The organism is Snodgrassella sp. CS2, from assembly GCF_050310315.1.
GTDB classification, from domain to species: domain Bacteria; phylum Pseudomonadota; class Gammaproteobacteria; order Burkholderiales; family Neisseriaceae; genus Snodgrassella; species Snodgrassella alvi_E.
In genome coordinates this window covers 224029-249818 of record NZ_JBNPBA010000002.1, presented here as the reverse complement: position 1 = coordinate 249818, position 25790 = coordinate 224029, and the positions used below count along the sequence as shown (strand labels likewise).

Here is a 25790-nt window from a genome sequence, read left to right as displayed (position 1 = left end):
ACACATATCATGAGCGAAAACGCAACCACCAAGCCAGGTGCCGATCCCGCACATTACTTACAGATTAAAGACATTGTCAAAACCTATGGCGACAACTACGCTGTAGACCATGTCAACCTTACCATCAAAAAAAATGAAATCTTCGCCTTGCTTGGCAGCTCCGGCAGTGGGAAATCAACGTTGTTACGCATGCTGGCAGGCATGGAAACGCCCACACAGGGACAGATTATCCTAGATGGTGAAGACATCACCAAATTGCAGCCCTACGACCGCCCCATCAACATGATGTTCCAGAGCTATGCTCTGTTTCCTCACATGAGCGTTGAACAAAACATCGCCTTCGGTTTGAAACAGGACAAGCTACCTAAAGATGAAATCAGTGCACGGGTAGAAGAAATGCTGCGTCTAGTGCAAATGACAAAATACGCCAAACGCAAACCGCATCAGCTTTCCGGCGGCCAGCAGCAGCGTGTTGCACTGGCGCGCAGTCTGGCCAAACGCCCTAAACTACTGCTTCTGGACGAACCGCTGGGTGCTCTCGATAAAAAACTGCGTCAGCAAACTCAGCTCGAACTAGTAAACACTTTGGAAAAAGTGGGCGCCACCTGCATTATGGTTACCCATGATCAGGAAGAAGCCATGACTATGGCCTCACGCATCGCCATCATGTCCGACGGACAATTGCAGCAAGTCGGCACGCCTTCCGATATTTACGACTACCCCAACAGCCGTTTTACTGCTGAATTCATGGGTGAAACCAACATCCTTGCCGGCAAAGTGACTGAAGACGGTGCCGACCACACCATTATTCATTGCCCCGACCTGCAACAGCTGGTTTACCTCGGACACGGCATTAGTGGCCCAGAAGATCAAAACATCTGGTTATCCATTCGCCCAGAAGATATCAACATTTATCGCGAACAACCGCAGCAGGAATACAATTGGACAGCCGGCATTGTGAAAGAAATTGCCTATCTCGGCAGCTTCGGTATTTTCCATATCCAATTACCATCCGGCAAAATTATCAAAAGCCAAGTTTTATCCTCCTACTGGGAACAATACAGCATTCCCATGCCCACATGGGAAGAAAAAGTTTACATTAGCTGGCCGGACAATCAGGCAAGCCCGCTGACCCACTAACAGCCGCAGGAGCTTAAACATGAACTGGTTTAACCGTCTCAAAGGCCTGCGTCCTTCACAGGGTCTCGTTATAGGCATTCCTTACATCTGGCTGCTGGTACTATTTCTGGTACCATTTTTCATCGTACTCAAAATCAGCTTTGCCGAACAGGATATTGCCATTCCACCGTATACCCCGCTGTATCACATCGACGGCGAACTGGGTCGGGTAAACATATTGGTCAGCTATCAGAATTACGCCGATATCTTCAACGATTTTTGGCATTCACTCGGACAAATGCTGCTCGGTAATCGCGGCGACAACATTTACCTGCTGACATACTGGTTATCCATTAAAACCGCCCTTACTACCACTGTAATCTGCCTGCTTGCCGGCTATCCGATTGCTTACGCCATCGCGCGCGCACCTGAAAAAATCCGCAACGGTCTGTTACTGACTATCATGCTGCCATTCTGGACCTCATTTCTGCTGCGAGTTTATGCGTGGATGAGTCTGCTTGGCCATAACGGCATCATCAATACCTATTTAATAAAATGGGGACTGATCAGCCATCCGATAGACATGTTTTACAACTCATTTTCCCTGAATCTCGTCATGGTATACGCTTACCTGCCATTTATGATTCTGCCTTTGTACACCCAGTTGGTAAAACTGGATAACCGCCTGCTCGAAGCAGCCGCAGACTTAGGTGCCGGCCCGATTAAAGCCTTCGTATCCATCACCCTGCCCTTATCCAAAGCCGGCATCATTTCCGGCTCCATGCTGGTATTTATACCCGCCGTAGGTGAATTTGTGATTCCTGAGTTGGTAGGCGGTCCTGAAAATCTGATGATTGGTAAAGTTTTATGGCAGGCATTCTTCGACCAAAACAACTGGCCGCTAGCCTCTGCCGTAGCCGTCATCATGGTAATGCTGCTGGTTATCCCAATTGCTTTATTCCACCGTTACGAAAATCGTGAAATTGAAGAAGGAGCCAACCATGCATAAGCACACTTCGTCTTGGTTTCTAAGAGGCATGCTGTTTTTGGGATTGGCTTTTCTGTACATGCCACTGGTTATTCTGATTATCTACTCCTTCAACAACTCAAGGCTAGTCACCGTATGGGGCGGCTTTTCTACCCAGTGGTACGGCAAGCTATTACAAAATGAGCAGATACTGGATGCCGCATGGTTGTCAGTACGTATAGCCCTGTGTTCGGCCGCAGCAGCCGTTATTCTGGGCACACTCGCTGGCTACGCCCTCTCACGCATCAAGCGTTTCCGAGGCAATACCCTGTTTGCGGGTATGGTATCTGCACCAATGGTGATGCCTGACATCATCACTGGCCTGTCTATGCTGTTGCTGATTATTCAGGTACAGATGCTGTTACAAAACAGCGCTTTCAGCTTTTTGTATTTCGAACGCGGCTTTTTTACTATCTGGCTAGGTCACACCACCCTGTGCATGGCTTATGTAACAGTGATTATCCGCTCACGTTTATCGGAGCTGAATCAGTCACTGGAAGAAGCAGCCAAAGATCTCGGCGCAAGGCCATTAAAAGTATTTTTCTTGATTACCCTGCCATCCATCGCACCAGCCATCGCTTCAGGTTTTCTGTTATCCATCACCCTGTCACTGGACGATTTGGTTATAACTTCCTTCCTATCCGGCCCCGGCTCCTCCACCTTGCCCATGATAATTTTCTCCAAAATCAAACTGGGTCTGGATCCACAAATGAACGTACTGGCCACCATCATCATTGCATTGGTCGGCACACTGGTTATCGGCATCAACTACTTCATGATGAGGCAAAATACCCGGCGCGAACGCGAAATGGCCGAGGCCTATCGCCAGAGTCAACTACTTGAAGCCAGTAAATCATAATATCCCAGCACAGCAGTTATCCAGACAAACGATAACTGCTTTTTTATTTCTGCACTCAGATTCCCACCATACTCATGTCTGACACATTCCTTTCAGCCGAACCAGTACACAGCTACTATCAGGCCAGCCAGCACCAACACACACAATATCCGAGCTTACAAGGTCTTTTAGAAGTAGAAACATGCATCATCGGTGGAGGTCTCAGCGGTATTGGCACTGCCTTACCACTGGCTCAGCAGAATCGCAGCGTTGCCCTTATAGAAGCAGCACAGATTGGCTACGGAGCTTCCGGTCGCAATGGGGGTCAGGTAATTTATGGCTATGCAGCTGAAATGAGCAAGATAGCCAGTATGATTGGCCAGCAAAATGCACAGACCTTATGGAAGTGGAGCTGCGAAGCCGTCAATCTAGTAGAACAGCAAATACGGGAATACAACATAGATTGCGACTGGCAACGCGGCTATGCTCATGTTGCCATTCGCCCGCACCATATGCATGCTTTAACAGCATGGGTAAAGGAAGCAGCCATAAACTACCAGTTTCACGATTATCAAATCTGGAATCAGACTCAGTTGCAACAGCAATTGGCCAGTGAGCGCTACTGTGGAGCAATTTTTGATTGGCAGGCTGGGCATCTACATCCGCTTAATTACACCCATGGGCTGGCAAAAGCTGCCGCCAGCGCAGGGGCATTATTATTCGAACATTCACCCATGCTCAATCTTGAACCATGGCAACACGGCTATCGTATTACCACACCGAATGGCTCTATAGTTTCCAAAAGCGTGGTACTAGCCGTTAACGCCTTTACCCGTAGCCTGCACCACCCTCTTACTCAAACACTGGAAAGCAAAATTCTGCCGGTAGGCACCTACATGATTGCCACTGAACCACTAGGTGAACAAGCGACGCAGCTTATCCGCAACAACATGGCCGTATGTGATACCCGCTTTGTACTGGATTATTTCCGCCTTAGTGCTGACAACCGACTACTTTTCGGTGGCAAAGTCAATTATTCCGGCCAAGAACCTGCTCAGCAACAACTTATACGCAGCATGCGCAGCGATATGCTAAAAGTGTTTCCACAGCTGAATGACGTACGAATAGAATATACTTGGGGCGGACGGATAGACATTAGCATGAATCGAGCTCCTCATTTCGGCCGTCTCAATCCACAACTTTATTTTTTACAAGGATTTTCCGGTCACGGCATGGCTGCTACCGGGCTGGGTGGGCAGATAATTGCCGAAGCCATCAGCGGAGATGACAGCCGCCTGCGTTTATTTGAAACCATCCCGCATCGAAACTTTCCGGGTGGTAAGCTGCTGCGCCTACCGTCACAATGGCTGGGCGTTGCTTATTACCGTCTAAAAGATTTATTACCTTAAATTAAAGAGTAACCAACCCAACTATAGTACAATCAATTCCCAGTTTTAAAATTCAGCAGTAAATTACATGTCCGTTTCCGATACTCATGCTTTTTATCAACACGCTCTAGAACAATGCCTGCGCATACAAACCGGCCTGATGCAAAGCCATACACTGGCAAACGGAGAAAAAGTTTGGGTTCGGCAGGCAGGGGCACGCAACAGTATATGGCGCTATCGCTTATTAAAAATTGTTCAGAAAATCAGTGGAATAGACATTCTACTACCCGTACCCAATCTGGGTGGTATATCCTCATTGCAAACCGAAGCAACCCGCCTGCAAACACTTAGCACAGCTGGTGTACAGGTACCGGCTATTCTGGCTCAGCAGCCTGATGCTTTGATGATTAGCCACATGGGCGAACACAATCTGGAAAAAGAGTGGAAAAAGCAAAAATCCGAGCCTGAAATCCTGCTGCAACGCTGGCAACTTGGCCTTAACGCGATAGAAGATGTTCACAGGCGCAACCAATATCTAAGTGAAACCTTTGCCCGCAACATGATTTATATCAACCATAACAGCATTGGCTTTATAGATTTTGAAGACGATCCATTGTCTGTAATGACTTTGCCACACTGCCATGCACGGGATTGGTTATGCTATCTACATTCCGGAGCTCGTTTAATGCAGGATTTTGGCGTTGCCGAACAGGCTAAAGCATTGTGGGACAGTATTCTACAACAACAGCCACAAGAGGTGTTTCAGACAGTAGCCAAAAGCCTGCGTAAGATTCGTTGGATGCGTCATTTCAACGCCAACATTTATGGTAAGGACACAATCAAACTGGCCGCCATGGCTACTTTTGCATAAGCCCAGATTTTCACGTTCTTCCTGCACAGATTAAGCATCCAAAGCAAAAGGCTGTAGCCATCTTAAGAGCTACAGCCTTGTTTTTTACTCAGCTTGAAAATTTATCCAACTGCCTTCTGACAATGCATAACCATCTCCTGCAACATCCACGGCTGCAACAGCTGAATATGTTTATGCTCCACTTTAATCCAGCCTTCTTGCTGGAATTTCGACAAAGTACGACTTACCGTTTCCAGCTTTAGTCCCAAATAGCTGCCAATTTCTTCACGTGACATCCGCAAAATAAAATCATTGGCGGCAAATCCACGGAAACTCAAGCGATGCGACAAATTAACCAAAAAGCCGGCCAAACGTTCTTCTGCACGCATATTGCCCAGCATTAGCATCAGTTCCTGTGTGCGGAGAATTTCCTGACTCATCAACCGATAAAAATGTATCTGCAATGAAGGCAACAAACTACCGGCATCCTCCATATTATTAAACGGCAGCTCACACACCTCACTATCTTCCAGCGCCACCGCATCACAGCCATGATTGTTGTTACAAATACCATCCAGACCCAGCAGTTCACCAGACATAAAAAAACCAGTTACCTGATCCCGCCCATCCTGACTATTGACTATCGTTTTAAAAAAGCCAGTACGCACAGCAAAAATTGCTGTGAAAGGTTCACCGGCACGAAACAGATATTCACCTTTTTTCAGGCGACGGCTCTGGCGAATAATTGCCCCAAGATCAGTGAGTTCACGTTCTTTCAGCATCACCGGCATACAAAGAATATGCAAAGAACATTTCTCACACAGTTTTTGAACTATTTCGCCCTGTTTATGCAATCTGATCATAATTAATTTATTAAATACCGGTTATTTTCTGAGAAAGAACATCTATAACAACACATTGACACAAATCAAAATTCTTTAAAACAATCATTCACTATAATGACATAATCAATTGAAATTTGCATCAGACCCTGTTCTAATGCAGAATAGACCTGATATGTAGCCAATGCTTTACTTTACTCGCGCATGTGCTTATTCTACCACAAATAATTATCACTCTTATCTATTTCCACCGAGCTTGCAAGCCAGAATAATCACTACCAACATATGAACACACGACGCTTCAACATCGAATTTGACCGCAACCTCATCGCATCCCTACCCTCATCAGGCCCACGCTACACATCCTACCCCACAGCAGACCGCTTCAACACCAGCTTTACCGCAGCACAATTGAAGTCTACCTTACAACAAAACATCGGCATACAGCCTGTATCACTGTACGTACACGTTCCGTTCTGCAATACCATATGCTATTACTGCGGCTGCAATAAAATCATCACCAAAGACACCAGCCGTGCTGATCTCTATATTCAGTATCTAGACAAAGAGCTGGCTTTACTGGCTCAGAACTGGCCGGGTAAGCCTTTACTGGCACAGCTGCATTTCGGCGGAGGTACGCCCACCTTCCTCAATAACGAGCAGCTAAGCCACATCTTTGCCAGCATCAGCCGCTACTTCACGCTCACAACAGACGGCGAATATTCAATCGAGATAGACCCACGTAAAGTTACCGCTGATACCGTTGCCCATCTGGGCAAACTTGGTTTTAACCGCATGAGCGTCGGTATTCAGGATTTCAATCCAGCCGTACAGCAAGCGGTTAACCGCATTCAGAGCGAAGCCGAAACTCGGGACGTCATCGAAGCAGCGCGCTGTAATGGCTTTCACTCAGTCAGCGTGGACTTAATCTACGGCCTACCGCATCAGACAGAAGCATCTATGCACTGCACACTCAGACACGTGCTGGAACTAATGCCGGATCGTATTGCCATGTATCACTATGCCCACCTGCCACATCTGTTTAAACCACAACGGCGCATAGATACCAACGCTGTACCAGACAGCAGAGTCAAACTGGATATTCTGCAAAACACCGTTCAGTACCTGCTGGAACAAGGCTACATTTTTATCGGTATGGATCATTTTGCCAGACCAACCGACGAACTAGCTATCGCTCTGTCAGAGGGTCGTCTACAACGCAATTTTCAAGGGTATTCTACGCACGCTGATTGCGATTTAATTGCTATAGGGGTGTCCAGCATTAGCAAAATTGCTAACACTTATAGCCAGAATGAAAAAGAACTCACAGCCTACTATCAAGCACTAGATGAAAACCGCCTACCGGTAATGCGTGGATACCAGCTCAACGCTGATGATATTCTGCGCCGGCAAGTCATACAGGATTTAATGTGTCGCTTCCAGCTCAGTTTTCAAGATTACCGCGAAGCCATGCAGCAGCCTTTTCAAACCTATTTCGCAGCTGAACAGACTGATTTACAGCAACTTTCGCAATTAGGACTGCTCAACCTCACGGATGATCAACTTCAAGTTACCCCCAAAGGACGTCTGCTGATACGCAACATCGCCATGATATTTGACTACTACCTGCGACAAAAACGCACCGAAGCCCAATATTCGCGTACATTATAGCGAGTTAAAGCCATCAGCAAGCACTCGTTTACCCGTAGCAAAGCTAATGTTGCCAGAATTAATAAAAGCAACTGCAGCTAAGGTTTGCTTTTACTGAATAATAAATAATTTTAACTGTTAAATTCATTCAGTTCCCAGGGCAAATCACGACGCTTGTAAACAGGTTTTAACTTTTTTTCATTGCGTAGTTCCTGAGCTGCCCAACGTACATCATACTGCCACGTGTAAAGCAAACTTCCTGATGCTTTTAATTCATGCTCATATTTATCCCATATATATTTACTAACATCTTTAGGCCATCCGGTTCCACCAAAACTATTCAGAGCTTCGATCACCCATAATTTCATTTTTTCTCTTTTAACCATCTCGAACATTCATCGCTTCTGGCTATTTACACACAAAAAATATATATATTATATAAATGCATATACTAGTCAATATCATGTTTCCCACAACAGACAGCCTCAACCAATTCTTGCATTACGCCAGTAATCATACATCTGCGCATACTCTATTAAACCAACCCCAGCAATCCTTGCGTCAGTTATCTGTTACCTATCGACAAGCTGCAGTGCTCATGCCCTTCGACTGGAACCAAGGCACGCCACAAATCTGGCTCAGTCAGCGCAGTCAGCAGTTGCGGCAGCACAGCGGACAAATTGCTTTTCCTGGTGGACAACTGGAAGCTAATGAAACCCCAATCTGTGCCGCACTGCGCGAAAGTAAAGAAGAAATCGGATTGAATTCCAGCCAGTGGCATCTGGCGGGCACACTACCACCTTGTTATCTACCCAGCGGATTCAAAGTCGTGCCAGTACTGGCCTGGAGTAAAGCACAATTACATTGGCAAGCCAATCAGGCTGAAGTTAGTGACATATTTGCTGTGCCCCTGTCCATTGTTCTGGATAGTAGTCTGTATCAGCAAAGCACTTTTCAATACCAACAACTTTGGTTTCCAGTTTATCATTTACACCATCAGCAACGGCATATATGGGGAGCCACCGCAGCTATGTTACTGCACATGGCGCAATGTTATCAGGCATGGTGCAGCAGCAGGCCAGTGGCATCAGTCAGATAAGTCAATGCACTGTATCTCACCACATAAAGGCACTGCCTGTGCCAAGCAGTGAGCCGGTTTTAATGCCTGAAAAGCATAAGTCAGCTGTGCCTGAAAACTGCCAGCAGCTACTTTATCCCCATCTCCGGCCACACCACTGGGTATATCCAGTGTCACCCTGAATACACTGGCTTGCGCCACAGTAGCAAAACACTGCCTTACCACCTCAGGCAGCTCACCTCTGAATCCAGTTCCATACACCGCGTCCACTATCAGCTGCATTTCTGGCAACACTTTGTTTAACTGCATAAGCTCGGCATAAACCACCGCTGCAGGCAATCGAGTCCTATTTACCTCTGCCAGAGGTGACAATTGCTGCCCTTGCAACCACATAATTGTCACCGGCCAGTGGTGTTCGGACAATATACGAGCCAGCACCAGACCATCACCAGCATTATTACCTCTACCACAAAGTACCAGCGTATGCTGAGGATAAGAAAAACGGTTTATCAAATCAGCAGCAGCGCGACTGCCAGCATGTTCCATCATTCGGGCATAGCTCAGACCAGTTCGGTTTTGTTCATCTTCCCATGCCTTCATCTTTGCTACAGTCCATATCAGAGCAGACATATCTTTTCCTCTACAACATCTACCACTGGGTTCTGCCCGTTCAGACTGCCAGACGCGAGCGCTCAATCAACACACCAACCTCTTTAACATCAGCCAAAATCCCCGGTTTTATCACTTTAACTCGTACCCACAAGGCACCAAAACGCGTCAGTATAAATTGCGCTACATATTCAGCCAGCGCTTCCAGCAATAGAAACTCCTCTTCAGCCAGTGCTTCGCGCAAATTTTCTACCACTTTGGCGTAATGAATTGTATCGTCAATATTATCGCTTTGTGCAGCCTGACGGAAATCAGTACCGATATCCAGATCCAACAGCAACGTCTGTCGCTGCTGGCGCTCCCACTGATAAACCCCAATCAGCGTCTGCGCAGTCATGCCATGTAAAAAGATAGTATCCATGTACAACCCTCTGAGCTAAAATGCAAACCCTCAGATTGTAGACTAAAGAAACCATTTTATGGCCAATTACTTTGCGATTATCGGAGCTTATTTGCTCGGTTCCCTGTCTTTTGCCGTGATTGTGTCGCGTTGCATGGGCATGCCTGACCCGCACAGCTACGGTTCCGGCAACCCCGGAGCCACCAATGTCTTGCGCAGTGGCAGAAAAAGTGCCGCTGCCCTGACCTTGCTTGGAGATGCACTGAAAGGCTGGCTGGCTGTGTGGCTGGCCATCCATTTTCAGACAGCATGGCAATTAAGTAACGATACAATCGCTATCACAGCTGTTGCTGTTTTACTCGGCCATATGTGGCCAGTATTTTTCAAATTCAAAGGTGGCAAGGGCGTAGCCACAGCATTGGGAATACTACTTGCTCTATCTTGGCCTACTGCCTTAATCTGTGCCGGTGTATGGCTAATTATGGCCTTTGGTTTCAAAGTTTCCTCATTAGCTGCGCTAATCGCTACCCTGATTAGCCCTTTTATCGCTTGGTGGCTGATGCCGCACACCAGCTGGGTATATGCAGTAGTAGTAATTGATTTACTTGTTCTTTATCGCCACAAAAGCAACATTAAAAACCTGTTTAGCGGCCGTGAAAGCAAAATCGGTCAAAACAAATAAATCATTCAGCCGCAACCAATAAAAAAGACAGTTCGCAAACTGTCTTTTTTATACTACCAAACTTATTTCAAGTCTTGACGCTGCTGTTTACGCGTACGCCTACGTTCACGAATTTCAGCAATCTTACGTTTAAAAAATTGTATACGCTGTCGTTTTTTCCACCAGTAATACACCAAAGCCAGCACACCTACAGCAATAAGCAAATATACCACAGCCTGAAACTGATGCACTTTATGCATCAACCAATCAATATTCTCCGCACCATATTCACCCAGGTAAACCCACACCGGTACTGAAATCATTGCAGCCAGACCATCCATCAGCAAGAATTTCAGAATCGACACCTTACCACTGACACCTGCCGTAATATAAATCGGCGTGCGCAATCCGGGCAGAAAACGGGCAATAAACAACACTCGACTACCATATTTATCAAACTTATCCTGTACCTGAGCATAACGTTTAGGCGTCATCACCCGCTGTACGAAACGGAACTTCAGAATACGATGGCCAAACACCCGTCCGGCAGTAAACATCAAGCCGTCGCCCACCAGCACTCCAGCCATACCCACCAAAAACATTGTGTGGACATGTGCATGACCCAGTCCGGCGATTACCCCTCCGGCAACCAGAGTTAGATCTTCCGGTACCGGCACACCGAATCCACAGGCTACCAGCACCAGAAAGACCGCAGCATAGCCATACTCAGTAAAAAAAGCTTCCAGCAAAGCAAACATAAAATGTCCGTTCTTCCCTCTATCCGGCCGGACAGATTCTGTCAGCCGTACCTGCTTCAATCGCAGCCGCAATTTTTTCTGCAGCCTGCCGCGCAATGTCATTCTGGCGTGCTTCAACCATTACCCGCACCACTGGTTCTGTACCTGAAGGACGCAGAACTACCCGGCCATCTTCACCCAATTCTACTGATACCTCATCTGCCACGGGATTAGCCACACTCTGCCAGTCCTGCCCAGGCTCAATATGCACATTAATCATCGTTTGCGGAAAAGGTTGCCAATCCGTCAGTATACTGGCCAAATCCAGCTGCAATTCCTGCATGGCTGCAAAGACCTGTAAAGCTGCAATAATGCCATCACCAGTATTATGCTTATCCAGACAAACGATATGGCCTGAAGCTTCTCCACCTAGCGACCATTGATGCTGATGCAACTGTTCCAGAACATATCGATCACCCACTTTAGCACGGACAAAATCTATTCCTTGCTTACTAAATGCCTGCTCCATCGCCAGATTCGTCATTGCGGTACCCACCACACCACCATGAAGACAGCCGGATGCTGCACGTGCCTTGGCAATAACATAGATTAGCGCATCACCATCGTAGACTTTGCCGGTTTTATCCACCATCATCAGACGGTCACCATCTCCATCCAGCGCAACACCATAATCTGCTTCGTTTTGCAATACAGCTGCCTGAAGTGATTTTGTATAAGTAGCGCCGATTTTCTGATTAATATTATAACCATCCGGTTTATCACCGATGCATACCACATCGGCACCCAATTCATGGAAAACCTTCGGCGCCACATCATAAGCAGCACCATTGGCAGTATCAATCACCAACTTCATGCCGCGCAGATTAAGATGGCTCGGAAAAGTGGACTTACAAAATTCAATATACCGATCAACAGCGCCATTAATACGCCGCGCACGGCCAAGCTGGCTGGAGGGCACTGTCTGCATTGGTTTTTCCAACTCAGCTTCAATCTCCAGCTCCAGATGATCGCTCAGCTTTATTCCGCCCTCTGCAAAAAATTTAATTCCATTATCATGGTAAGGATTGTGCGAAGCCGAAATCATCACACCACAATCCAGACGTAAAGCACGAGTCAGATATGCGACACCTGGGGTAGGCAAAGGTCCGGTAAGCAGTACATTAACACCAGCTGCAGTAAAACCAGCCTCCATCGCAGCCTCGAGCATATAGCCAGAGATACGGGTATCCTTACCAATCAGTACAGTGGGTTGATGATCCGTTCCATGCTGCACCAGCACATGACCTGCCGCATAAGCCAATTTCAGTACAAATTCAGGCGTAATCGGAAACTTACCAACCTCACCTCGCACCCCGTCCGTACCGAAATATTTCTTTGCCATTACCTGCTCCGACCAAATAAAACAAAATTGTTATTGTAGAACAGGCACGCCTGTTCAGTCAGTAAATAAAATGGTATTTGAAGACTTCACAAACAAGCCATTTTATCTACAGCATACTATTTACCCAATCAATATTAGCCTAACAAATGTGCAGAATACTTATTCTGTAGATTGGCTCAGGAAATCTTGCGTACTAAATGCCAGCATAAAACCGTTTTCTGCCAAACCTACACTTATTCATTACTCAAATATTTTATCAAAACAAAAAAGTGGAACCATATTGATTAAAGCGGCTAAATTAAACACCAAAGCCCAAGGCAGACCATATCTGTAAACCCTGCCTTGTTTCGCGCACATCATGGACTCGCACAATAGCTGCTCCGCGTGCCACTGCGGCTACCGCAGCCACCACACTGCCTGCCACTCGCTGTTGCGGCTCGCTTTCGGCCGTCAGCAGACCAATCATTGTTTTACGCGATACCCCTATCAAAGCCGGACAGCCACTCATTTCCTGCCATGTAGCAAAATGCTGCATCAAAGCAATATTATGCTCCAGCGTTTTACCAAAACCAAAGCCAGGGTCTATTGTCAGGCGCTCACGGCTAATTCCGGCCTGTTCACATACCTGTACTCGTCGGTGTAGATAACTTCCCACTTCGGCCACTACATCTTCATATACCGGATTATGCTGCATATTTTCCGGTTTTCCCTGCATATGCATCAAACACACACCCACATCTGGCTGCTGAGACAGCACCGTCACCGCATCAGCATCTTCAAGTGCCTGAATATCATTGATACCATCAGCCAGTTGTGCTTCGAGCAATCGGCGCATCACCCATGCCCGCCGTGTATCCACCGTTACCGGCACATTCCATCTTCTTAATTCACGCAATAGTGGTTCAATCCGAGCCCATTCTTCCTCCGGGGAAACATAATCAGAACCCGGACGCGAGCTTTCGCCGCCAACATCTAAAATATCTGCCCCGTCTTTCAGTAATTGTTCCGCATGATTCAGAGCCACGGTCAGTGAAGTATTGTAACGACCACCATCAGAAAAAGAGTCCGGCGTTAAATTAACAATCCCCATGATTTTTGGCTGCTTCAAATCTATTTGAAATCGGCCACACTGCCAGTAAGCATGCTTCAAATTATTCATAACTAATTACTATCTTTCTGCACTAATTAATAACACTACACCTTAATTACTTTCTTACTAATACAGCTAAGCATCATTGCCGGCACATCAAACTTTTGTACTTAGTGTCCTTCTCATACTGAAAAAAGGCAATTCATTCTTACCCAAAGACCAGAAGCCTATCAATAGCCTGTGAATATAAATTAAATTACATATACTTATCACCTAGACGAATTTTCGCATTTCGCTCAATTAGCTTTTATTACCAGCTCATAACATCATCATTCACAAGGCTAAATATCGGAAAAATAACCAAATCTCATACTATGAAAAATGGTAAACAATACTACTTACAGATGTAAAAAACGGCAGCTTTGGCTGCCGTTGAAAAACAAATATATTATTGCTCTGACTTCTGCTCTGGTTCAGGCGCTTTCGAGCCAGCATCAGCTGTGTCCGCCGGTACATGCGTATTTTCACTAGCTGAAGCTTCTGCTACAGGCTGCTCGGTTTCAGCTTCTTTTACAACATTATCGCTGTAGTCCTTTGGTGGACTGGGCTGCTTACCGGCCATAATCTCCAGTACCTGATCACGATCAATGGTTTCCCACTCAATCAGTGCTTTAGCCATGGTATGCATCTTGTCACGGTTTTCATCCAGAATCTTATAAGCAACTTCATATTGCTCATCAAGAATACGCCGCACTTCAGCATCCACTTCCTGCATGGTTTTTTCAGAAATATTTTTCGACTGCGTTACGGAACGGCCAAGAAATACTTCATTCTCATTTTCACCATAAACCACCGGCCCCATCTTCTTCGACATCCCATAACGCGTCACCATTTCTCGCGCAATCTGAGTCGCCCGTTCAAAGTCGTTAGAAGCACCGGTAGACACGCGACCAATAAACAGCTGCTCCGCGATACGACCACCAAACAGAATGGAAATCTGATTCAACATCTGGTCTTCATACATACTGATACGGTCACGTTCCGGCAACTGCCAAGTCAGACCTAATGCACGACCGCGCGGCATAATCGTTACTTTATGCACAGGGTCAGTATAGTCCAGCGTTTCTGCAACCACTGCATGACCGGATTCATGGTAAGCAGTAGCTTTTTTCTCGTCCTCATGCATCACCATAGAGCGACGTTCCGGTCCCATATAAATTTTATCTTTAGCATCCTCAAAGTCGCTCATGTCTACTTTAGTTTTGTTGCGACGACCAGCAAACAGCGCAGCCTCATTCACCAAATTGGCCAGATCAGCACCGGAAAATCCAGGCGTACCACGTGCCAGAACCGGTAGATCCACTGATTGATCCAGCGGTACTTTATTAGCATGCACTTTTAGAATCTGTTCACGGCCACGAATATCAGGCAAAGGAACCACAACCTGACGGTCAAAGCGACCAGGACGCATCAGTGCCGGATCCAGCACATCCGGACGGTTAGTAGCAGCAATCACAATAACTGTTGTATTGCTTTCAAAACCATCCATTTCTACTAGCAGCTGATTTAGTGTCTGCTCACGTTCATCATTACCACCACCTAGACCAGCACCGCGCTGGCGGCCGACTGCATCAATTTCATCGATGAAAATAATACATGGAGCATTTTTCTTTGCCTGCTCGAACATATCGCGCACACGTGAAGCACCCACACCAACAAACATTTCTACAAAATCAGAACCGGAAATACTGAAAAAAGGTACCTGAGCCTCTCCGGCAATTGCCTTAGCCAGCAAAGTTTTACCAGTACCAGGACTACCACACATCAGAATACCACGGGGCACACGGCCACCCAGCGTCTGATAGCGTTGCGGTGCACGCAGATAATCCACAATTTCCTGAACTTCTTCTTTGGCCTCATCACACCCGGCCACATCGGCAAAGGTAATTTTATTGGCTTCTTTATCCAGTAAACGGGCACGGCTTTTACCGAAAGAAAAGGCACCGCCTTTTCCGCCGCCGCCACCCTGCATAGAGCGCATAAAATAGAACCATACCCCGATCAGCAGCAATACTGGCAAAAGACTGAAAAATAGATTAGTCAGAAATCCCGGTTTTTCTTCCGGAATCACATTGACACGAATATTCTTCGCCATCAGATTACTAACAAAATTAGTTTCCAGCGGAGTCGGCGCATTAGTCGTAAAGGCTGATTTATCATTGCGCAAGCCTTTAACTTGGAAGCCATTAATCACCGAACCTTCAATATTTACGCTAGCAATCTCACCCTTGTTAACCTGCTGAATAAATTGAGAGTATTCAATCTGCTGTTTACTCTCTTTTTTCTCAGTGATGGCATTGAATGCGGCCATAAGCACAAGCGCCAGCACCAGCCAGACCAAAAGATTCTTTACGGTATTCCGCACTGTCACAAACTCCTAAGGAGGTTAAATAATTGTTGTTTAGAATAGTGAATTTGACCCAAACCTACACAGGCACAGGCCGTCACAACTGTTTTTTACCGCGACCAAGCAGATAAACCTCACTAGAGCGATCACGTGAAGCTTTAGGCTTACGAATCATAACCTGAGCAAAGCTATTTTTCATTAGCTGCTGAAACTCTTGCAAACCACTGCCCTGAAACACCTTCACCAGAAAATCTCCATTTTGTTTCAGATGTGCCTGCGCAAACTCCAGACCCAGCTCAGCAAGATACAAACTGCGTGCCTGATCAGTAATGTTATTGCCTGACATATTGGGTGCCATATCACAAATTACAAGATCTAACGCACAGCCGGCTAGCAAACTTTCAAACTGCTGCAGAACATCATTATCTCGGAAATCACCTTGAATAAACTCCACTCCAGCCACTGGTTCCATAGGCAGAATATCCAACGCAAAAACCTTGCCCTGCTTACCAGCCAGCTTCACGGCAACCTGCGACCAGCTACCTGGCGCACTGCCAAGGTCAGCCACTACCGCACCAGGCTTTATCAGATGATCTTTTTCATTGATTTCCAGCAACTTATAGGCTGCACGAGCTCGATAGCCCTCTTTTTGTGCCAGATGAACATAATGATCATTTACATGCTCATTGAGCCATGCACTGGAAGATTTAGAACGAACACCCATGATACAAATTCTTGAAAAAACTCCATCATTGTATCGTGAAATCGCAACAGAATACAGAGCTTAGCCCGTGTAAAACCGCGAAATTAAGCACAATTAAAAACATGTAGGCTACATCACCCAGCTTTAAATTTTATAAATAACAAATTCTTTAATCTGCTAAAAAACCGATGTTTTATCAATTATCCATTGCAAATCAGGACAGACCTACATTATCCTTTTTTCATAGAAAGAGATAGATATTAACTATAAAAATTTGTCCGCCTCAATTAAAATAGCTCAATCTGAACTTAAACTGTGTATCTGCTCAACCAATTAGCCGATACAGCTATATGGAAACTTAAATGGCAACTGACAAATTAAACAGCAAAGATAAAATGGCATTGAAAGCACGTGCACATCAGCTGCATGCAGTGGTACTGATTGGACAGAACGGATTAACACAAGAAGTCATCACAGAAACCAACCGTAATCTGGATGCACACGAACTGATTAAAGTACAAGTGGCAAGGGACGACCGCACTGCACGCGTATCCATTGCCGAAGCTTTGTGCTCTGCAACAGGTGCTGAACTGATACAACATATAGGCAAACAGCTGGTGTTATATCGCCGCAAAACCGAAAAAACTGAATAAATAAAAAGCGATTCATTCTATGAATCGCTTAGTTATTTGAGCGGCGGCATTTAACCGGAAGAAAAAATCAGCGCTCAGCAGGCTGATTAGATATAGAAAACCTCTAGAATTTCGTATTCGCGCACCCCACCCGGTGCCTGAACTTCAGCCACATCGCCTTCTTCCTTACCAATGAGTGCACGTGCTATCGGCGAACCAACAAAAATCTTAGCCTGTTTGATATCGGCTTCATCTTCTCCAACAATCTGGTAACTCACCACTTCCTCAGTATCCAGATCCTGCATTTTCACAGTAGCGCCGAATACCACCTTACCATCGGCATTGGTTTCTTTCGGGTCGATAATGTGTGCTAGAGACAATTTGTGCTCAATTTCTGCAATGCGACCTTCAATAAAACCCTGTTTTTCCTTGGCCGCTTCATATTCTGCATTTTCGGACAAATCCCCATGCGAACGAGCTTCAGCAATCGCTTCAATTACCGCCGGACGAGCCACGCTCTTCAGTTCTTGTAATTCCTGTTTCAGCAAATCAGCGCCCAATATGGTCAACGGAATTTTTTGCATCATATTTCTCCAAGATACCACAGCTAAATACACTTGCGGTATTTCGTATTAATAACAAAAAGCAAGCCGCCCGATTCCGGCGGCTTGCGCTGTTCCATGTATGCTATTTTAGCAGACCAGTATAAAAAATAGCAATGGTTATAACCAAGGCAGCCTGCACATCATAGTCAGCAAACTCACATTAGTATTTAAACTTAATTTAGTTATTCCTGACACATATTTAAGCAAAAATTCAACCCAGATAGGCAAAATTCAACTTAATTATCTTTGACTACTACTCTCTAATACTAATACTTTTACTCATTTTCTTGCTCTTTGAATTTGTTGGCTGAAGCAAATCAGTACAATATACAGCTAGTTAAACGAATTGACACATATGGCAAAATTTACATTAACAAGCATGAATAAAATGATTGAGAAAATAAAAATTTTTATATAGAAATTTGCATTATTCAATACAAAATCCCAAAAATTCACACCTATAATACTCGCTATATTTTTTGAATAATTTAACGTCAATTTGGTTTGATAGTAAAAAATATTCATTTATTATAATATTTTATAATTGTTAGGATAATTTCTCTATTATTAGCTAATATCGAATAGTGCAAAATTTTTATTTACGATAAAAATATCAGTAATTTATAGCTTAAATATACTATTTATCAACCATATTGAATTTATAAATATCATTTTCAGCTGTGGTTAAACGAAATGCCTTTTGGACAATTCATCCAAAAGGCAAAATCTTCATAGAATTGAAATTTCAAATTGCTGATTCAGATAAGAGACAACAAAAAAAATCAATATTAAAATGGGATATCATCATCAATATCATCTATTGGTGCTGGTGCCGGTGCTGGACGTGGAGCCTGACGACGTGGAGCAGCCGGTGGTGGGCTAGAGGCGGCAGGTGCAGCATCATAGCCACCCTGACTAAAATTACCACCCTGAGCATAATCAGCTCCGCCTCCCATCTGATCATAGCTGCCACCTGCTGTGCCTGTATCATTGCGGCTACCCAGCATTTTCATTTCACTTCCGATGATGTCATAAGCCGTTCGTTCAATTCCATCCTTACCACTATATTTACGGCTCTGGATACGGCCTTCGATAAATACCTGACTTCCCTTGCGCAGATACTGGCTGGCAATTTCGCCCAGTTTGCCAAACAGCGTGATATTGTGCCATTCAGTTCGGGTCTGGCGCTCGCCATTACGGTCACGCCATTGTTCATCAGTAGCAATGGAAAAATTGGTTACGGCATCGCCACTAGGCATATAACGCGTTTCAGGGTCTCGACCCAAACGGCCAACCAGGATGACTTTATTAACAGACATGGTGGTTTCCTAATAATAAGTGCAGGCTGTCTTACAGGACAACCCATGTTAAAAGTAAATATGTGCTATTGCAGAATGGGTTCACGCCCATTGCCAGTGCCGCTGCCAAGCGCTGATAACCGCATTTGAATAAGTAGTCCGTCCTAAACTACCATTATACCGCGCAAGCGCGCGAGCCATATTACCATTCTCACGATTGCGATAATATCGCAGAATGGTACAACCATAGCGTAAGTTAGTGCGAATATCGAATAAGTTATGTTCCGGCCGACCAATCTGTCTGACCCAGAATGGCATAACCTGCATTAAACCGCGTGCGCCAACGCCGGAAATTGCATATTGACGGAAACGGCTTTCTACTTCTATCAGACCGAGTATTACCTGCGTATCCAGACCGGCGCGCATGGATTCGTATTGAATATTAGTCAGTAAACGTTTGCGCGCATAATTATCTGGAACATATGGCGTCAGTCGTGTTGACATCGCGTTTAACCAACGACTGGCCTCTGCCGCAGAAGCAAATATAAGCCGTGGCGGATTAGCATTGCTCACTGCATTCCGCATTACAGAAGCCACATCGTCAGAAAGTGTTTCCTCGCGTTGTGCACCAGCCATAGCAAAGCGAGGTAGAGTTGCTCCAAATACCGCTGCACTGCCTGCTAGAAGCAAATGTCGACGCGATATTGACTTACTACTGTACTGCATATGGATAAATTCCGAATCTATACGGTGGACAAACCGTTTTGAAATTTTGGGTATACATTAGGTGTGATATTTTAAATCATGTTATTAGGATTAAAGTATTGGTAAGAGAATATAGTTTAACAGATAAGCAAAAGGATTTTTCAATACAACAGAATAAGGGCTGAGAACAGTCAGGGAATGCAAAAAAGCCGATGCATAACATTGGCTTTTTTAATAAATGATTTCTCTAGTTTAATTTAAGGTAATTGGTACAAAAGCTTCTCGTGCCAGTTCTTCCTGTGCTAAATCAGTGACTACTGTGGAAATTTTTATTCCAAACCAGCTTTTGAATATCTCCAGATTTATGGCTGGCCAGAGATTTTCATCCTCACACCAGTCCGCCAGCTCTGCAGCAAAGATATCCTGATAACGCTCTTCTATTTCCACCCATAAGTCATCTATATTTTCACAGGCAGAAGTCAGATAAGCATTTGCGTCCTGCTGTAATACTTCAAGTGACAATTCATCCAGATCTATATTCGGCAGATTTTGAAGCCATATCCAAAAAGGATCAAGCGGTACAAGCAAAAATACACTGCGGTTAACTTCATACATATTTGTATTCCTGTTGTGCTATGAGCTGAATTTCAATTAATAACTGGCGTTTTAAAAAGACAGTATACAGCTTTAGTGTATATCCCAGTAAGATGAAACAGATGTCGCTGCACTATCTGGTTGAGTTTTATCGGCTGATTCATCTGAAATAGTTTCAGCCTTATCAGCAGCAGTGTTGTCAGTAGAAACAGCTGCTTTATCGGCTTTCACAACCGGAGCTTGGTCAACCTGTTTTGCAGATTGCGGCTGAGTATTAGCTGCATCACTGTCAGGAGCGACCAGAGTATCGATATCATCATCATCGTCATCGTCATCATCTGGAAACAGTGTTCCGCCTACCTGCTTATTGCGTAATTTCATATACACATCACGCATATAAGTGTATCGATCTAACGCAGCATCATTCAAACTGTCAGTTACATCCAGTAAGCTTTCACGAGTGGCAACACCATTCAATCCGGCCAGACTCCAACGTACTGCATCATCCTTAAAAATGGCATTTTCAACAGGAAAGGCGTCTGTAATTGTGCTGCCAATACTATCGCGCACAGTAGACGGTCCAAATATCGGATAAACAAAATAATTACTGTTTTTCCAGCCCCAAGAAGCAAATGTGTCACCAAGAGTATTTTTATTATTTGGAATTTGGCCTGCGTCAGCAATATCCAATAATCCACCCAAACCAAAAGTAGTATTGATCCCTACTCGAACAAAATCTGTACTGGCTTTCTCAATATCCAGTCGCAGCAGATTACTGCCGAAACTAACTACATCTCGCAGATTATTGAAAAAGTTGTTCACTCCGGTTCGTACCGGAGAAGGTGTAACTTTACGATATCCACGTGCAACAGGTGTCATGATGTATTGATCCAAGTGATCATTGATATTAAACATCACTCGGTTATAACCTTCATACGGATCTTTATAGGGCTGATCTTCAGCCCAGCCCGCCTGACACAGAAACAACAACAGTGTGGTAGCCAGTAATTTTTTTTTACTCATTGTAACGATTCCTCTACACCGTACAGTGCCATTAGGGTAATCAGCCCTGCCGGTACACCTGCGATGTGCAACATAAATTTCTGTCTGTGTGCCAATCTTTTAGCAGCCACGAGTAAAGCTACACAGGCTGAATCGGCTTCGGTCACCCCACTGACATCCACTTTTTCAACTTTACCACTGCGGATACAGTCACTGAACTGCTTATAATCGTTTTCTCCTACTGTACTCATGGTGACTTTGTCATGAATCATCAGGGTTTTTCCCTGCACAGTGGTTTGCATAATTATCTACCGTTTTTAGCGCGTAACTCAGCTACCAGACCATCGATACCTTTCTGGCTGATGGTCTGATTAAATTGGTTACGGTATACAGTAACCAAGCTGGCTCCTTCTACAGCAACATTATAAATCCGGTACATATTGCCAGACTGATACATTGTGTAATCCATACGTACTGGCTTACTGTTAGGAGTAGTGACATCCACACGTACAATAATTTCACGCCCTTTTTTATTAACAACAGGATTGTTGTAAACATTCGCTTTTGCGTTTCTGAATTTGAGCATGGTACCGGAATAGGTACGAATCAGTAGTGTTTTAAATTCTTTTGTCAGATCCTGTTGCTGTGCAGGTGTAGCAGTACGCCAAGGTGCTCCGACAGCCAGAGCAGTCATGCGTTCAAAATCAAAATAAGGAATGGCATAATTTTCCGCCTGACGCCGTACCTGCTCGTCATTTTTACCATTAGCGGCCCCCAGTATATTCAGTACTTGAGTAGCATTCTCCTTTAGCTGGCTTACAGCCTGTTGTGGCGAAGCAATAGCCATGCTGATACTCATGATACAAATGCTTAATGCACCCAAAAATTTAGATTTGTTTAGTTTCATTATAGATAAGCCTTAAAATTAAATTTTATTAGATTTACAACTTCAATTGCTTTTATTCACTGGCAGCAGTACTGTTAGCTGTTTTTTTGTGATCATCTTTAGCGTTGCCTTCAGCAAAATTGGTCATAAATTTTCCAATAAGCTGTTCCAGTACTAAAGCAGAGCTAGTAATGGTAATGGTATCTCCGTCGGCAAGATTATCTGGATCTCCACCCTGCTCTAGCCCAACATACTGATCACCGAGTAATCCGGAAGTCAGAATTTGCGCAGAAGTATCTGTACTAAATTGGTACTGTTTATCAATTTTTAAAGTTACTTTTGCCCAATAGGTTTTTGGATCAAGTACTATTTTGTCTACCCGTCCTACCACTACACCAGCAGCTTTAACTGGGGCCTGTGCTTTGAGCCCGCCAATATCACTGAATGATGCAGATAAAGTATAAGTAGGCTGTGAAGAACCGATACCATTTCCACCTGCTACACGAAAAGATAAAAACAATATTGCCACGATGCCTATTAAGACAAATAGACCAACCAGCATTTCTAGACTGTTTTTTTTCATATCATTATCCTGTTAATCCATATCTTATTTGGTAAACATCAGTGCAGTCAGCATAAAATCCACTGCCAGAATGGTCAGGGAGCTGGATACCACGGTTCGCGTATTGGCACGCAGAATACCCTCTGAAGTCGGTTGTGCATAAAAACCCTGATAAACTGCAATCAGTGTGACGATCACACCAAATACCAGCGATTTAATCAGGCCGTTTACCACATCATAATAGAAATCCAGATTATTCTGCATCTGCCCCCAAAATACACCGTCATCCATACCAAAATATTTTACGCCGATCAGATATGCACCATAGACACCGGCTACATTAAAGATGGAAGCCAACAAAGGCATGGAGAGCACACCTGCCCAAAACCGTGGTGCCACAACTCTAGCCACTGGATCAATGGCCATAACATTCATGGCTTCCAGCTGCTCTGTTGTTTTCATTAGCCCGATTTCACTGGTCATGGCACCTCCTGCGCTGCTGGCAAATAGAATGGCTGCCAGTACAGGTCCCAGTTCGCGCAGCATAGCAGCAGCTACCATATATCCCAATATATCAGCAGATTTAAATTTCGCCAGCTGTGTATAAGCTTGTAATCCCAGCACCATACCGACAAATAGGCCAGATACGGCAATGATGATAATGGAAAGTACCCCAGAAAAATACATTTGCCTTATCATCAGTCCCGGCCGGCGTAACACTGTTCCGCTGCGCAACAACGCAGCAAACAGAAATAAAGTGGCGCGCCCAAGGTGCTGGACAAAACTGAGGGTTTTTGCACCCAGTTCTTCTATAGCTTTCATCACGCGATGTCTAAATCCTGTTGTAAGGTAGTGGTTGCCGGATAGCGAAATGCCACCGGCCCGTCAGCCTGACCATGTATAAACTGATTTACCCATGGTGAATCCAGTTCACGCATTTGGTGTGGTGAACCGGAAAAAATAATTTCCCCATGTGCCAGAAAAACCACATGGCTGGCTATATCCAGTGATTGCTGTATATCGTGTGTCACCATTACACTCGTGGTTTGCAAAGCTTTGTTTACTTTACTTACCAAGCCTGCTATTACGCCCAGCGAAATTGGATCCAGACCGGTAAATGGTTCATCATATAGCAATAAGGCCGGATCAAGTGCGATAGTGCGTGCTAGTGCCACTCGACGGGACATACCGCCGGAAAGTTCGGACGGCATTAATTTTTCTACGCCACGCAAACCTACCGCATTCAGCTTCATGATTACCAGATCATGAATCATGCTTTCGGGTAAATCAGTGTGTTCGCGCATCGGAAAAGCCACATTATCGAAAACCGACAAATCTGTAAACAGCGCACCAAACTGAAACAGAACACCCATATTGCGGCGATGATGATACAACTCTTCGCGGCTGAATTTAGCAATATCGCGGCCATTAATCAGCACCTGTCCCTGCTGCGCGGTAATCTGACCAGTAATCAAGCGTAGCAAGGTGGTCTTACCGCTACCAGAACTGCCCATGATTGCGGTAAAACTGCCTTGCTCCAGCTTAAAATTTATGTTTTTAAGAATGGGGCGATCGCCATACGCAAAAACCACATCCTTCATTTCAATAAACGGCGTAGCCATATCAATATTTTCCATGCCGTACGTTAATCTGATTTTATGATGTCTGCCCGTATTTATCAATTACGGATAAGTGCATTATTCGAACTTACTTCTGTGACACATTTCAATCGCACTGCTGACCGCGGCAAATAAACTGCCGCTGCTGGCTTTCCCCGTCCCAGCAAGGTCCAGAGCAGTGCCATGATCTACTGAAGTACGTATAAATGGTAACCCCAGAGTGATATTCACTCCTTCGCCAAAACTGGCATATTTTAATACAGGCAGTCCCTGATCATGATACATAGCCAAAACCGCGTCTGCTTCTTTAAGCATAAATGGCTGAAATAGTGTATCTGCTGGAAAAGGGCCGCTGACTTGCATATTTTGCTGTTGCAACTTCTTAATCACAGGAATGATAATAGTATTTTCTTCATGTCCCAAATGACCATTTTCTCCGGCATGCGGATTGAGTCCGGCAACAAGAATACGTGGTTGTGTCAGACCAAATTTATGCTGTAAGTCACGATGCAGGATAATAAGAACTTCTGTCAATAATTCAGCCGTCAGCGCATCAGCTACTTTTCGCAATGGTAAATGAGTTGTAGCCAGAGCTACTTTCAAACCACCTCCAGCCAGCATCATAACCACTAAAGGCGTATCACTTTTTGCTGCCAAATATTCGGTATGTCCACTGAAAGGTATACCGCTATCATTGATGATACCTTTGTGTACAGGTGCAGTGACCATGGCCGCAAATTCACCCTGTTCAATACCTGTATATGCTCTATTTAGCAACTGCAATACATAATCTGCATTGTGAACATCCAATAAACCGGCCTGAACTGGTACTTGCACGGGAATATGACAAACTTCCAGCATCCCTTTTTTCGGTTGAGTATCTCGCTGATAAGACTGAATGAAAATATGTTTACCCAATAATGCAGCCCGCTGCTCCATCAGCTGTTTGTCACCCAGAACTACAATGCGTACCGGCAAATCAGCGCCAGCCAGATCCAAACAGATATCCGGACCAATTCCTGAAGGCTCGCCACTGGTAATGGCAATCACAGGCTGCTGATGAGAAAAATTCACCCCTCTCACCAT

At 44.9% G+C, this 25790-nt stretch carries 29 protein-coding genes; 9 read left to right on the top strand and 20 right to left on the bottom strand.

The features are described 5' to 3' along the window. Window positions 1-9: 9 nt before the first annotated feature. The 5 genes from ACQP6D_RS04860 (at window position 10) to ACQP6D_RS04840 (ending at window position 5243) form a co-directional block, all read left to right on the top strand. The gene (locus tag ACQP6D_RS04860; protein ID WP_100140349.1) at window positions 10-1140 is read left to right on the top strand and encodes an ABC transporter ATP-binding protein; all 1131 of its coding nucleotides are present in this window, start codon (window positions 10-12) and stop codon (window positions 1138-1140) included. A gap of 19 nt (window positions 1141-1159) precedes the next feature. After that, on the top strand, window positions 1160-2128 hold the full coding sequence (locus ACQP6D_RS04855; protein ID WP_100140350.1) for an ABC transporter permease subunit: 969 nt from the start codon (window positions 1160-1162) through the stop codon (window positions 2126-2128). Then, entirely contained in the window at window positions 2121-3005 is an 885-nt protein-coding gene (locus tag ACQP6D_RS04850; RefSeq protein ID WP_267404269.1) for an ABC transporter permease subunit, read from the top strand. Before ACQP6D_RS04855 ends, ACQP6D_RS04850 begins: the two co-directional genes overlap by 8 nt. A gap of 74 nt (window positions 3006-3079) precedes the next feature. After that, a complete protein-coding gene (locus tag ACQP6D_RS04845; RefSeq protein ID WP_427857585.1) occupies window positions 3080-4393 on the top strand; it encodes an NAD(P)/FAD-dependent oxidoreductase in 1314 nt (437 codons plus the stop codon). Between the two features lie 67 nt (window positions 4394-4460). Continuing rightward, window positions 4461-5243 carry a hypothetical protein gene (locus ACQP6D_RS04840; protein ID WP_267390588.1) on the top strand — a complete coding sequence of 261 codons (783 nt, stop codon included), beginning with the start codon at window positions 4461-4463 and terminating at the stop codon, window positions 5241-5243. 101 nt (window positions 5244-5344) lie between these two features. Here the strand turns inward: ACQP6D_RS04840 and fnr are convergent, their stop codons facing one another. Further along, window positions 5345-6085, bottom strand: coding sequence for a fumarate/nitrate reduction transcriptional regulator Fnr (gene fnr / locus ACQP6D_RS04835; RefSeq protein ID WP_100140354.1), 741 nt, complete (start codon window positions 6083-6085; stop codon window positions 5345-5347). Window positions 6086-6349: 264 nt separating this feature from the next. Here fnr and hemN point away from each other — a divergent pair, with 264 nt between their 5' ends. Continuing rightward, window positions 6350-7735 carry an oxygen-independent coproporphyrinogen III oxidase gene (gene hemN / locus ACQP6D_RS04830; RefSeq protein ID WP_367645043.1) on the top strand — a complete coding sequence of 462 codons (1386 nt, stop codon included), beginning with the start codon at window positions 6350-6352 and terminating at the stop codon, window positions 7733-7735. Between the two features lie 110 nt (window positions 7736-7845). Here the strand turns inward: hemN and ACQP6D_RS04825 are convergent, their stop codons facing one another. Continuing rightward, the gene (locus ACQP6D_RS04825; RefSeq protein ID WP_427857584.1) at window positions 7846-8082 is read right to left on the bottom strand and encodes a hypothetical protein; all 237 of its coding nucleotides are present in this window, start codon (window positions 8080-8082) and stop codon (window positions 7846-7848) included. Between the two features lie 95 nt (window positions 8083-8177). Here ACQP6D_RS04825 and ACQP6D_RS04820 point away from each other — a divergent pair, with 95 nt between their 5' ends. Further along, window positions 8178-8813 (top strand): CoA pyrophosphatase, encoded by a 636-nt coding sequence (locus ACQP6D_RS04820; RefSeq protein WP_267404261.1) that lies wholly within the window; start codon window positions 8178-8180, stop codon window positions 8811-8813. On the opposite strand, the gene ACQP6D_RS04815 is transcribed toward ACQP6D_RS04820, so the two are convergent. After that, window positions 8802-9422 carry an NAD(P)H-hydrate epimerase gene (locus ACQP6D_RS04815; protein ID WP_427857583.1) on the bottom strand — a complete coding sequence of 207 codons (621 nt, stop codon included), beginning with the start codon at window positions 9420-9422 and terminating at the stop codon, window positions 8802-8804. The two genes, ACQP6D_RS04820 and ACQP6D_RS04815, sit on opposite strands and share 12 nt — an antisense overlap. Window positions 9423-9462: 40 nt before the next feature. Beyond that, a complete protein-coding gene (gene folB / locus ACQP6D_RS04810; RefSeq protein ID WP_427857582.1) occupies window positions 9463-9822 on the bottom strand; it encodes a dihydroneopterin aldolase in 360 nt (119 codons plus the stop codon). A 58-nt stretch (window positions 9823-9880) separates the two neighbouring features. On the opposite strand from folB, the gene plsY reads away from it, so the two are divergent. Next, window positions 9881-10483: a glycerol-3-phosphate 1-O-acyltransferase PlsY gene (plsY, locus tag ACQP6D_RS04805; protein ID WP_427857581.1), complete on the top strand. Its 603-nt coding sequence runs from the start codon at window positions 9881-9883 to the stop codon at window positions 10481-10483. A 62-nt stretch (window positions 10484-10545) separates the two neighbouring features. Here plsY and ACQP6D_RS04800 read toward each other — a convergent pair whose 3' ends face one another. From ACQP6D_RS04800 to ACQP6D_RS04780, 5 genes are all read right to left on the bottom strand, one after another. Then, window positions 10546-11220 carry a DedA family protein gene (locus tag ACQP6D_RS04800; protein ID WP_100140361.1) on the bottom strand — a complete coding sequence of 225 codons (675 nt, stop codon included), beginning with the start codon at window positions 11218-11220 and terminating at the stop codon, window positions 10546-10548. A 19-nt stretch (window positions 11221-11239) separates the two neighbouring features. After that, window positions 11240-12601 carry a phosphoglucosamine mutase gene (gene glmM, locus ACQP6D_RS04795; protein WP_427857580.1) on the bottom strand — a complete coding sequence of 454 codons (1362 nt, stop codon included), beginning with the start codon at window positions 12599-12601 and terminating at the stop codon, window positions 11240-11242. A gap of 298 nt (window positions 12602-12899) precedes the next feature. Continuing rightward, window positions 12900-13760 (bottom strand): dihydropteroate synthase, encoded by an 861-nt coding sequence (gene folP, locus ACQP6D_RS04790; protein WP_367578474.1) that lies wholly within the window; start codon window positions 13758-13760, stop codon window positions 12900-12902. Between the two features lie 379 nt (window positions 13761-14139). Beyond that, window positions 14140-16116, bottom strand: a complete 1977-nt coding sequence (gene ftsH / locus ACQP6D_RS04785) for an ATP-dependent zinc metalloprotease FtsH (protein WP_370389946.1) — start codon at window positions 16114-16116, stop codon at window positions 14140-14142. Between the two features lie 79 nt (window positions 16117-16195). Then, window positions 16196-16822, bottom strand: a complete 627-nt coding sequence (locus ACQP6D_RS04780) for an RlmE family RNA methyltransferase (RefSeq protein WP_427857579.1) — start codon at window positions 16820-16822, stop codon at window positions 16196-16198. Between the two features lie 341 nt (window positions 16823-17163). Here ACQP6D_RS04780 and yhbY point away from each other — a divergent pair, with 341 nt between their 5' ends. Continuing rightward, window positions 17164-17454, top strand: a complete 291-nt coding sequence (gene yhbY / locus ACQP6D_RS04775; protein ID WP_427857578.1) for a ribosome assembly RNA-binding protein YhbY — start codon at window positions 17164-17166, stop codon at window positions 17452-17454. An 86-nt stretch (window positions 17455-17540) separates the two neighbouring features. On the opposite strand, the gene greA is transcribed toward yhbY, so the two are convergent. From greA to pdxA, 11 genes are all read right to left on the bottom strand, one after another. Next, window positions 17541-18017, bottom strand: a complete 477-nt coding sequence (gene greA / locus ACQP6D_RS04770) for a transcription elongation factor GreA (protein WP_427857631.1) — start codon at window positions 18015-18017, stop codon at window positions 17541-17543. A gap of 809 nt (window positions 18018-18826) precedes the next feature. Further along, window positions 18827-19357 carry a single-stranded DNA-binding protein gene (locus tag ACQP6D_RS04765; protein ID WP_427857577.1) on the bottom strand — a complete coding sequence of 177 codons (531 nt, stop codon included), beginning with the start codon at window positions 19355-19357 and terminating at the stop codon, window positions 18827-18829. Window positions 19358-19438: 81 nt separating this feature from the next. Next, window positions 19439-20062, bottom strand: coding sequence for a lytic transglycosylase domain-containing protein (locus tag ACQP6D_RS04760; protein ID WP_427857576.1), 624 nt, complete (start codon window positions 20060-20062; stop codon window positions 19439-19441). A gap of 231 nt (window positions 20063-20293) precedes the next feature. After that, window positions 20294-20656, bottom strand: coding sequence for a VacJ (locus tag ACQP6D_RS04755; RefSeq protein ID WP_100140369.1), 363 nt, complete (start codon window positions 20654-20656; stop codon window positions 20294-20296). A gap of 72 nt (window positions 20657-20728) precedes the next feature. Further along, window positions 20729-21658 (bottom strand): MlaA family lipoprotein, encoded by a 930-nt coding sequence (locus tag ACQP6D_RS04750; RefSeq protein ID WP_427857575.1) that lies wholly within the window; start codon window positions 21656-21658, stop codon window positions 20729-20731. Then, a complete protein-coding gene (locus ACQP6D_RS04745; RefSeq protein WP_267390608.1) occupies window positions 21655-21939 on the bottom strand; it encodes an STAS domain-containing protein in 285 nt (94 codons plus the stop codon). The genes ACQP6D_RS04750 and ACQP6D_RS04745 overlap by 4 nt, the downstream gene beginning before the upstream one ends. A gap of 2 nt (window positions 21940-21941) precedes the next feature. Then, window positions 21942-22544 (bottom strand): MlaC/ttg2D family ABC transporter substrate-binding protein, encoded by a 603-nt coding sequence (locus ACQP6D_RS04740; RefSeq protein WP_367645048.1) that lies wholly within the window; start codon window positions 22542-22544, stop codon window positions 21942-21944. Between the two features lie 52 nt (window positions 22545-22596). Then, complete coding sequence (gene mlaD / locus ACQP6D_RS04735) at window positions 22597-23106, bottom strand: outer membrane lipid asymmetry maintenance protein MlaD (RefSeq protein ID WP_427857574.1); 510 nt, start codon at window positions 23104-23106, stop codon at window positions 22597-22599. 24 nt (window positions 23107-23130) lie between these two features. Then, window positions 23131-23907 carry a lipid asymmetry maintenance ABC transporter permease subunit MlaE gene (mlaE, locus tag ACQP6D_RS04730; protein ID WP_100157254.1) on the bottom strand — a complete coding sequence of 259 codons (777 nt, stop codon included), beginning with the start codon at window positions 23905-23907 and terminating at the stop codon, window positions 23131-23133. Further along, window positions 23907-24707: an ABC transporter ATP-binding protein gene (locus tag ACQP6D_RS04725; protein ID WP_100157255.1), complete on the bottom strand. Its 801-nt coding sequence runs from the start codon at window positions 24705-24707 to the stop codon at window positions 23907-23909. The genes mlaE and ACQP6D_RS04725 overlap by 1 nt, the downstream gene beginning before the upstream one ends. Window positions 24708-24782: 75 nt before the next feature. Continuing rightward, on the bottom strand, window positions 24783-25790 hold the full coding sequence (gene pdxA / locus ACQP6D_RS04720) for a 4-hydroxythreonine-4-phosphate dehydrogenase PdxA (protein ID WP_427857573.1): 1008 nt from the start codon (window positions 25788-25790) through the stop codon (window positions 24783-24785).

Bases quoted from the DNA above. Each gene is read 5' to 3' on its own strand.
- ACQP6D_RS04815 (WP_427857583.1), bottom strand. From the start codon at position 9,422: ATGTCTGCTCTGATATGGACTGTAGCAAAGATGAAGGCATGGGAAGAT.
- ACQP6D_RS04755 (WP_100140369.1), bottom strand. From the start codon at position 20,656: ATGTATGAAGTTAACCGCAGTGTATTTTTGCTTGTACCGCTTGATCCT.
- ACQP6D_RS04825 (WP_427857584.1), bottom strand. From the start codon at position 8,082: ATGAAATTATGGGTGATCGAAGCTCTGAATAGTTTTGGTGGAACCGGA.
- ACQP6D_RS04800 (WP_100140361.1), bottom strand. From the start codon at position 11,220: ATGTTTGCTTTGCTGGAAGCTTTTTTTACTGAGTATGGCTATGCTGCG.
- folB (WP_427857582.1), bottom strand. From the start codon at position 9,822: ATGGATACTATCTTTTTACATGGCATGACTGCGCAGACGCTGATTGGG.
- ACQP6D_RS04765 (WP_427857577.1), bottom strand. From the start codon at position 19,357: ATGTCTGTTAATAAAGTCATCCTGGTTGGCCGTTTGGGTCGAGACCCT.
- ACQP6D_RS04840 (WP_267390588.1), top strand. From the start codon at position 4,461: ATGTCCGTTTCCGATACTCATGCTTTTTATCAACACGCTCTAGAACAA.
- ACQP6D_RS04750 (WP_427857575.1), bottom strand. From the start codon at position 21,658: ATGAGTAAAAAAAAATTACTGGCTACCACACTGTTGTTGTTTCTGTGT.
- fnr (WP_100140354.1), bottom strand. From the start codon at position 6,085: ATGATCAGATTGCATAAACAGGGCGAAATAGTTCAAAAACTGTGTGAG.
- greA (WP_427857631.1), bottom strand. From the start codon at position 18,017: ATGCAAAAAATTCCGTTGACCATATTGGGCGCTGATTTGCTGAAACAG.
- ACQP6D_RS04855 (WP_100140350.1), top strand. From the start codon at position 1,160: ATGAACTGGTTTAACCGTCTCAAAGGCCTGCGTCCTTCACAGGGTCTC.
- glmM (WP_427857580.1), bottom strand. From the start codon at position 12,601: ATGGCAAAGAAATATTTCGGTACGGACGGGGTGCGAGGTGAGGTTGGT.
- yhbY (WP_427857578.1), top strand. From the start codon at position 17,164: ATGGCAACTGACAAATTAAACAGCAAAGATAAAATGGCATTGAAAGCA.
- folP (WP_367578474.1), bottom strand. From the start codon at position 13,760: ATGAATAATTTGAAGCATGCTTACTGGCAGTGTGGCCGATTTCAAATA.
- plsY (WP_427857581.1), top strand. From the start codon at position 9,881: ATGGCCAATTACTTTGCGATTATCGGAGCTTATTTGCTCGGTTCCCTG.
- mlaE (WP_100157254.1), bottom strand. From the start codon at position 23,907: ATGAAAGCTATAGAAGAACTGGGTGCAAAAACCCTCAGTTTTGTCCAG.
- mlaD (WP_427857574.1), bottom strand. From the start codon at position 23,106: ATGAAAAAAAACAGTCTAGAAATGCTGGTTGGTCTATTTGTCTTAATA.
- ACQP6D_RS04845 (WP_427857585.1), top strand. From the start codon at position 3,080: ATGTCTGACACATTCCTTTCAGCCGAACCAGTACACAGCTACTATCAG.
- ACQP6D_RS04820 (WP_267404261.1), top strand. From the start codon at position 8,178: ATGTTTCCCACAACAGACAGCCTCAACCAATTCTTGCATTACGCCAGT.
- ACQP6D_RS04860 (WP_100140349.1), top strand. From the start codon at position 10: ATGAGCGAAAACGCAACCACCAAGCCAGGTGCCGATCCCGCACATTAC.
- ACQP6D_RS04725 (WP_100157255.1), bottom strand. From the start codon at position 24,707: ATGGCTACGCCGTTTATTGAAATGAAGGATGTGGTTTTTGCGTATGGC.
- pdxA (WP_427857573.1), bottom strand. From the start codon at position 25,790: ATGGTGAGAGGGGTGAATTTTTCTCATCAGCAGCCTGTGATTGCCATT.
- ACQP6D_RS04740 (WP_367645048.1), bottom strand. From the start codon at position 22,544: ATGAAACTAAACAAATCTAAATTTTTGGGTGCATTAAGCATTTGTATC.
- hemN (WP_367645043.1), top strand. From the start codon at position 6,350: ATGAACACACGACGCTTCAACATCGAATTTGACCGCAACCTCATCGCA.
- ACQP6D_RS04760 (WP_427857576.1), bottom strand. From the start codon at position 20,062: ATGCAGTACAGTAGTAAGTCAATATCGCGTCGACATTTGCTTCTAGCA.
- ACQP6D_RS04850 (WP_267404269.1), top strand. From the start codon at position 2,121: ATGCATAAGCACACTTCGTCTTGGTTTCTAAGAGGCATGCTGTTTTTG.
- ACQP6D_RS04745 (WP_267390608.1), bottom strand. From the start codon at position 21,939: ATGCAAACCACTGTGCAGGGAAAAACCCTGATGATTCATGACAAAGTC.
- ACQP6D_RS04780 (WP_427857579.1), bottom strand. From the start codon at position 16,822: ATGGGTGTTCGTTCTAAATCTTCCAGTGCATGGCTCAATGAGCATGTA.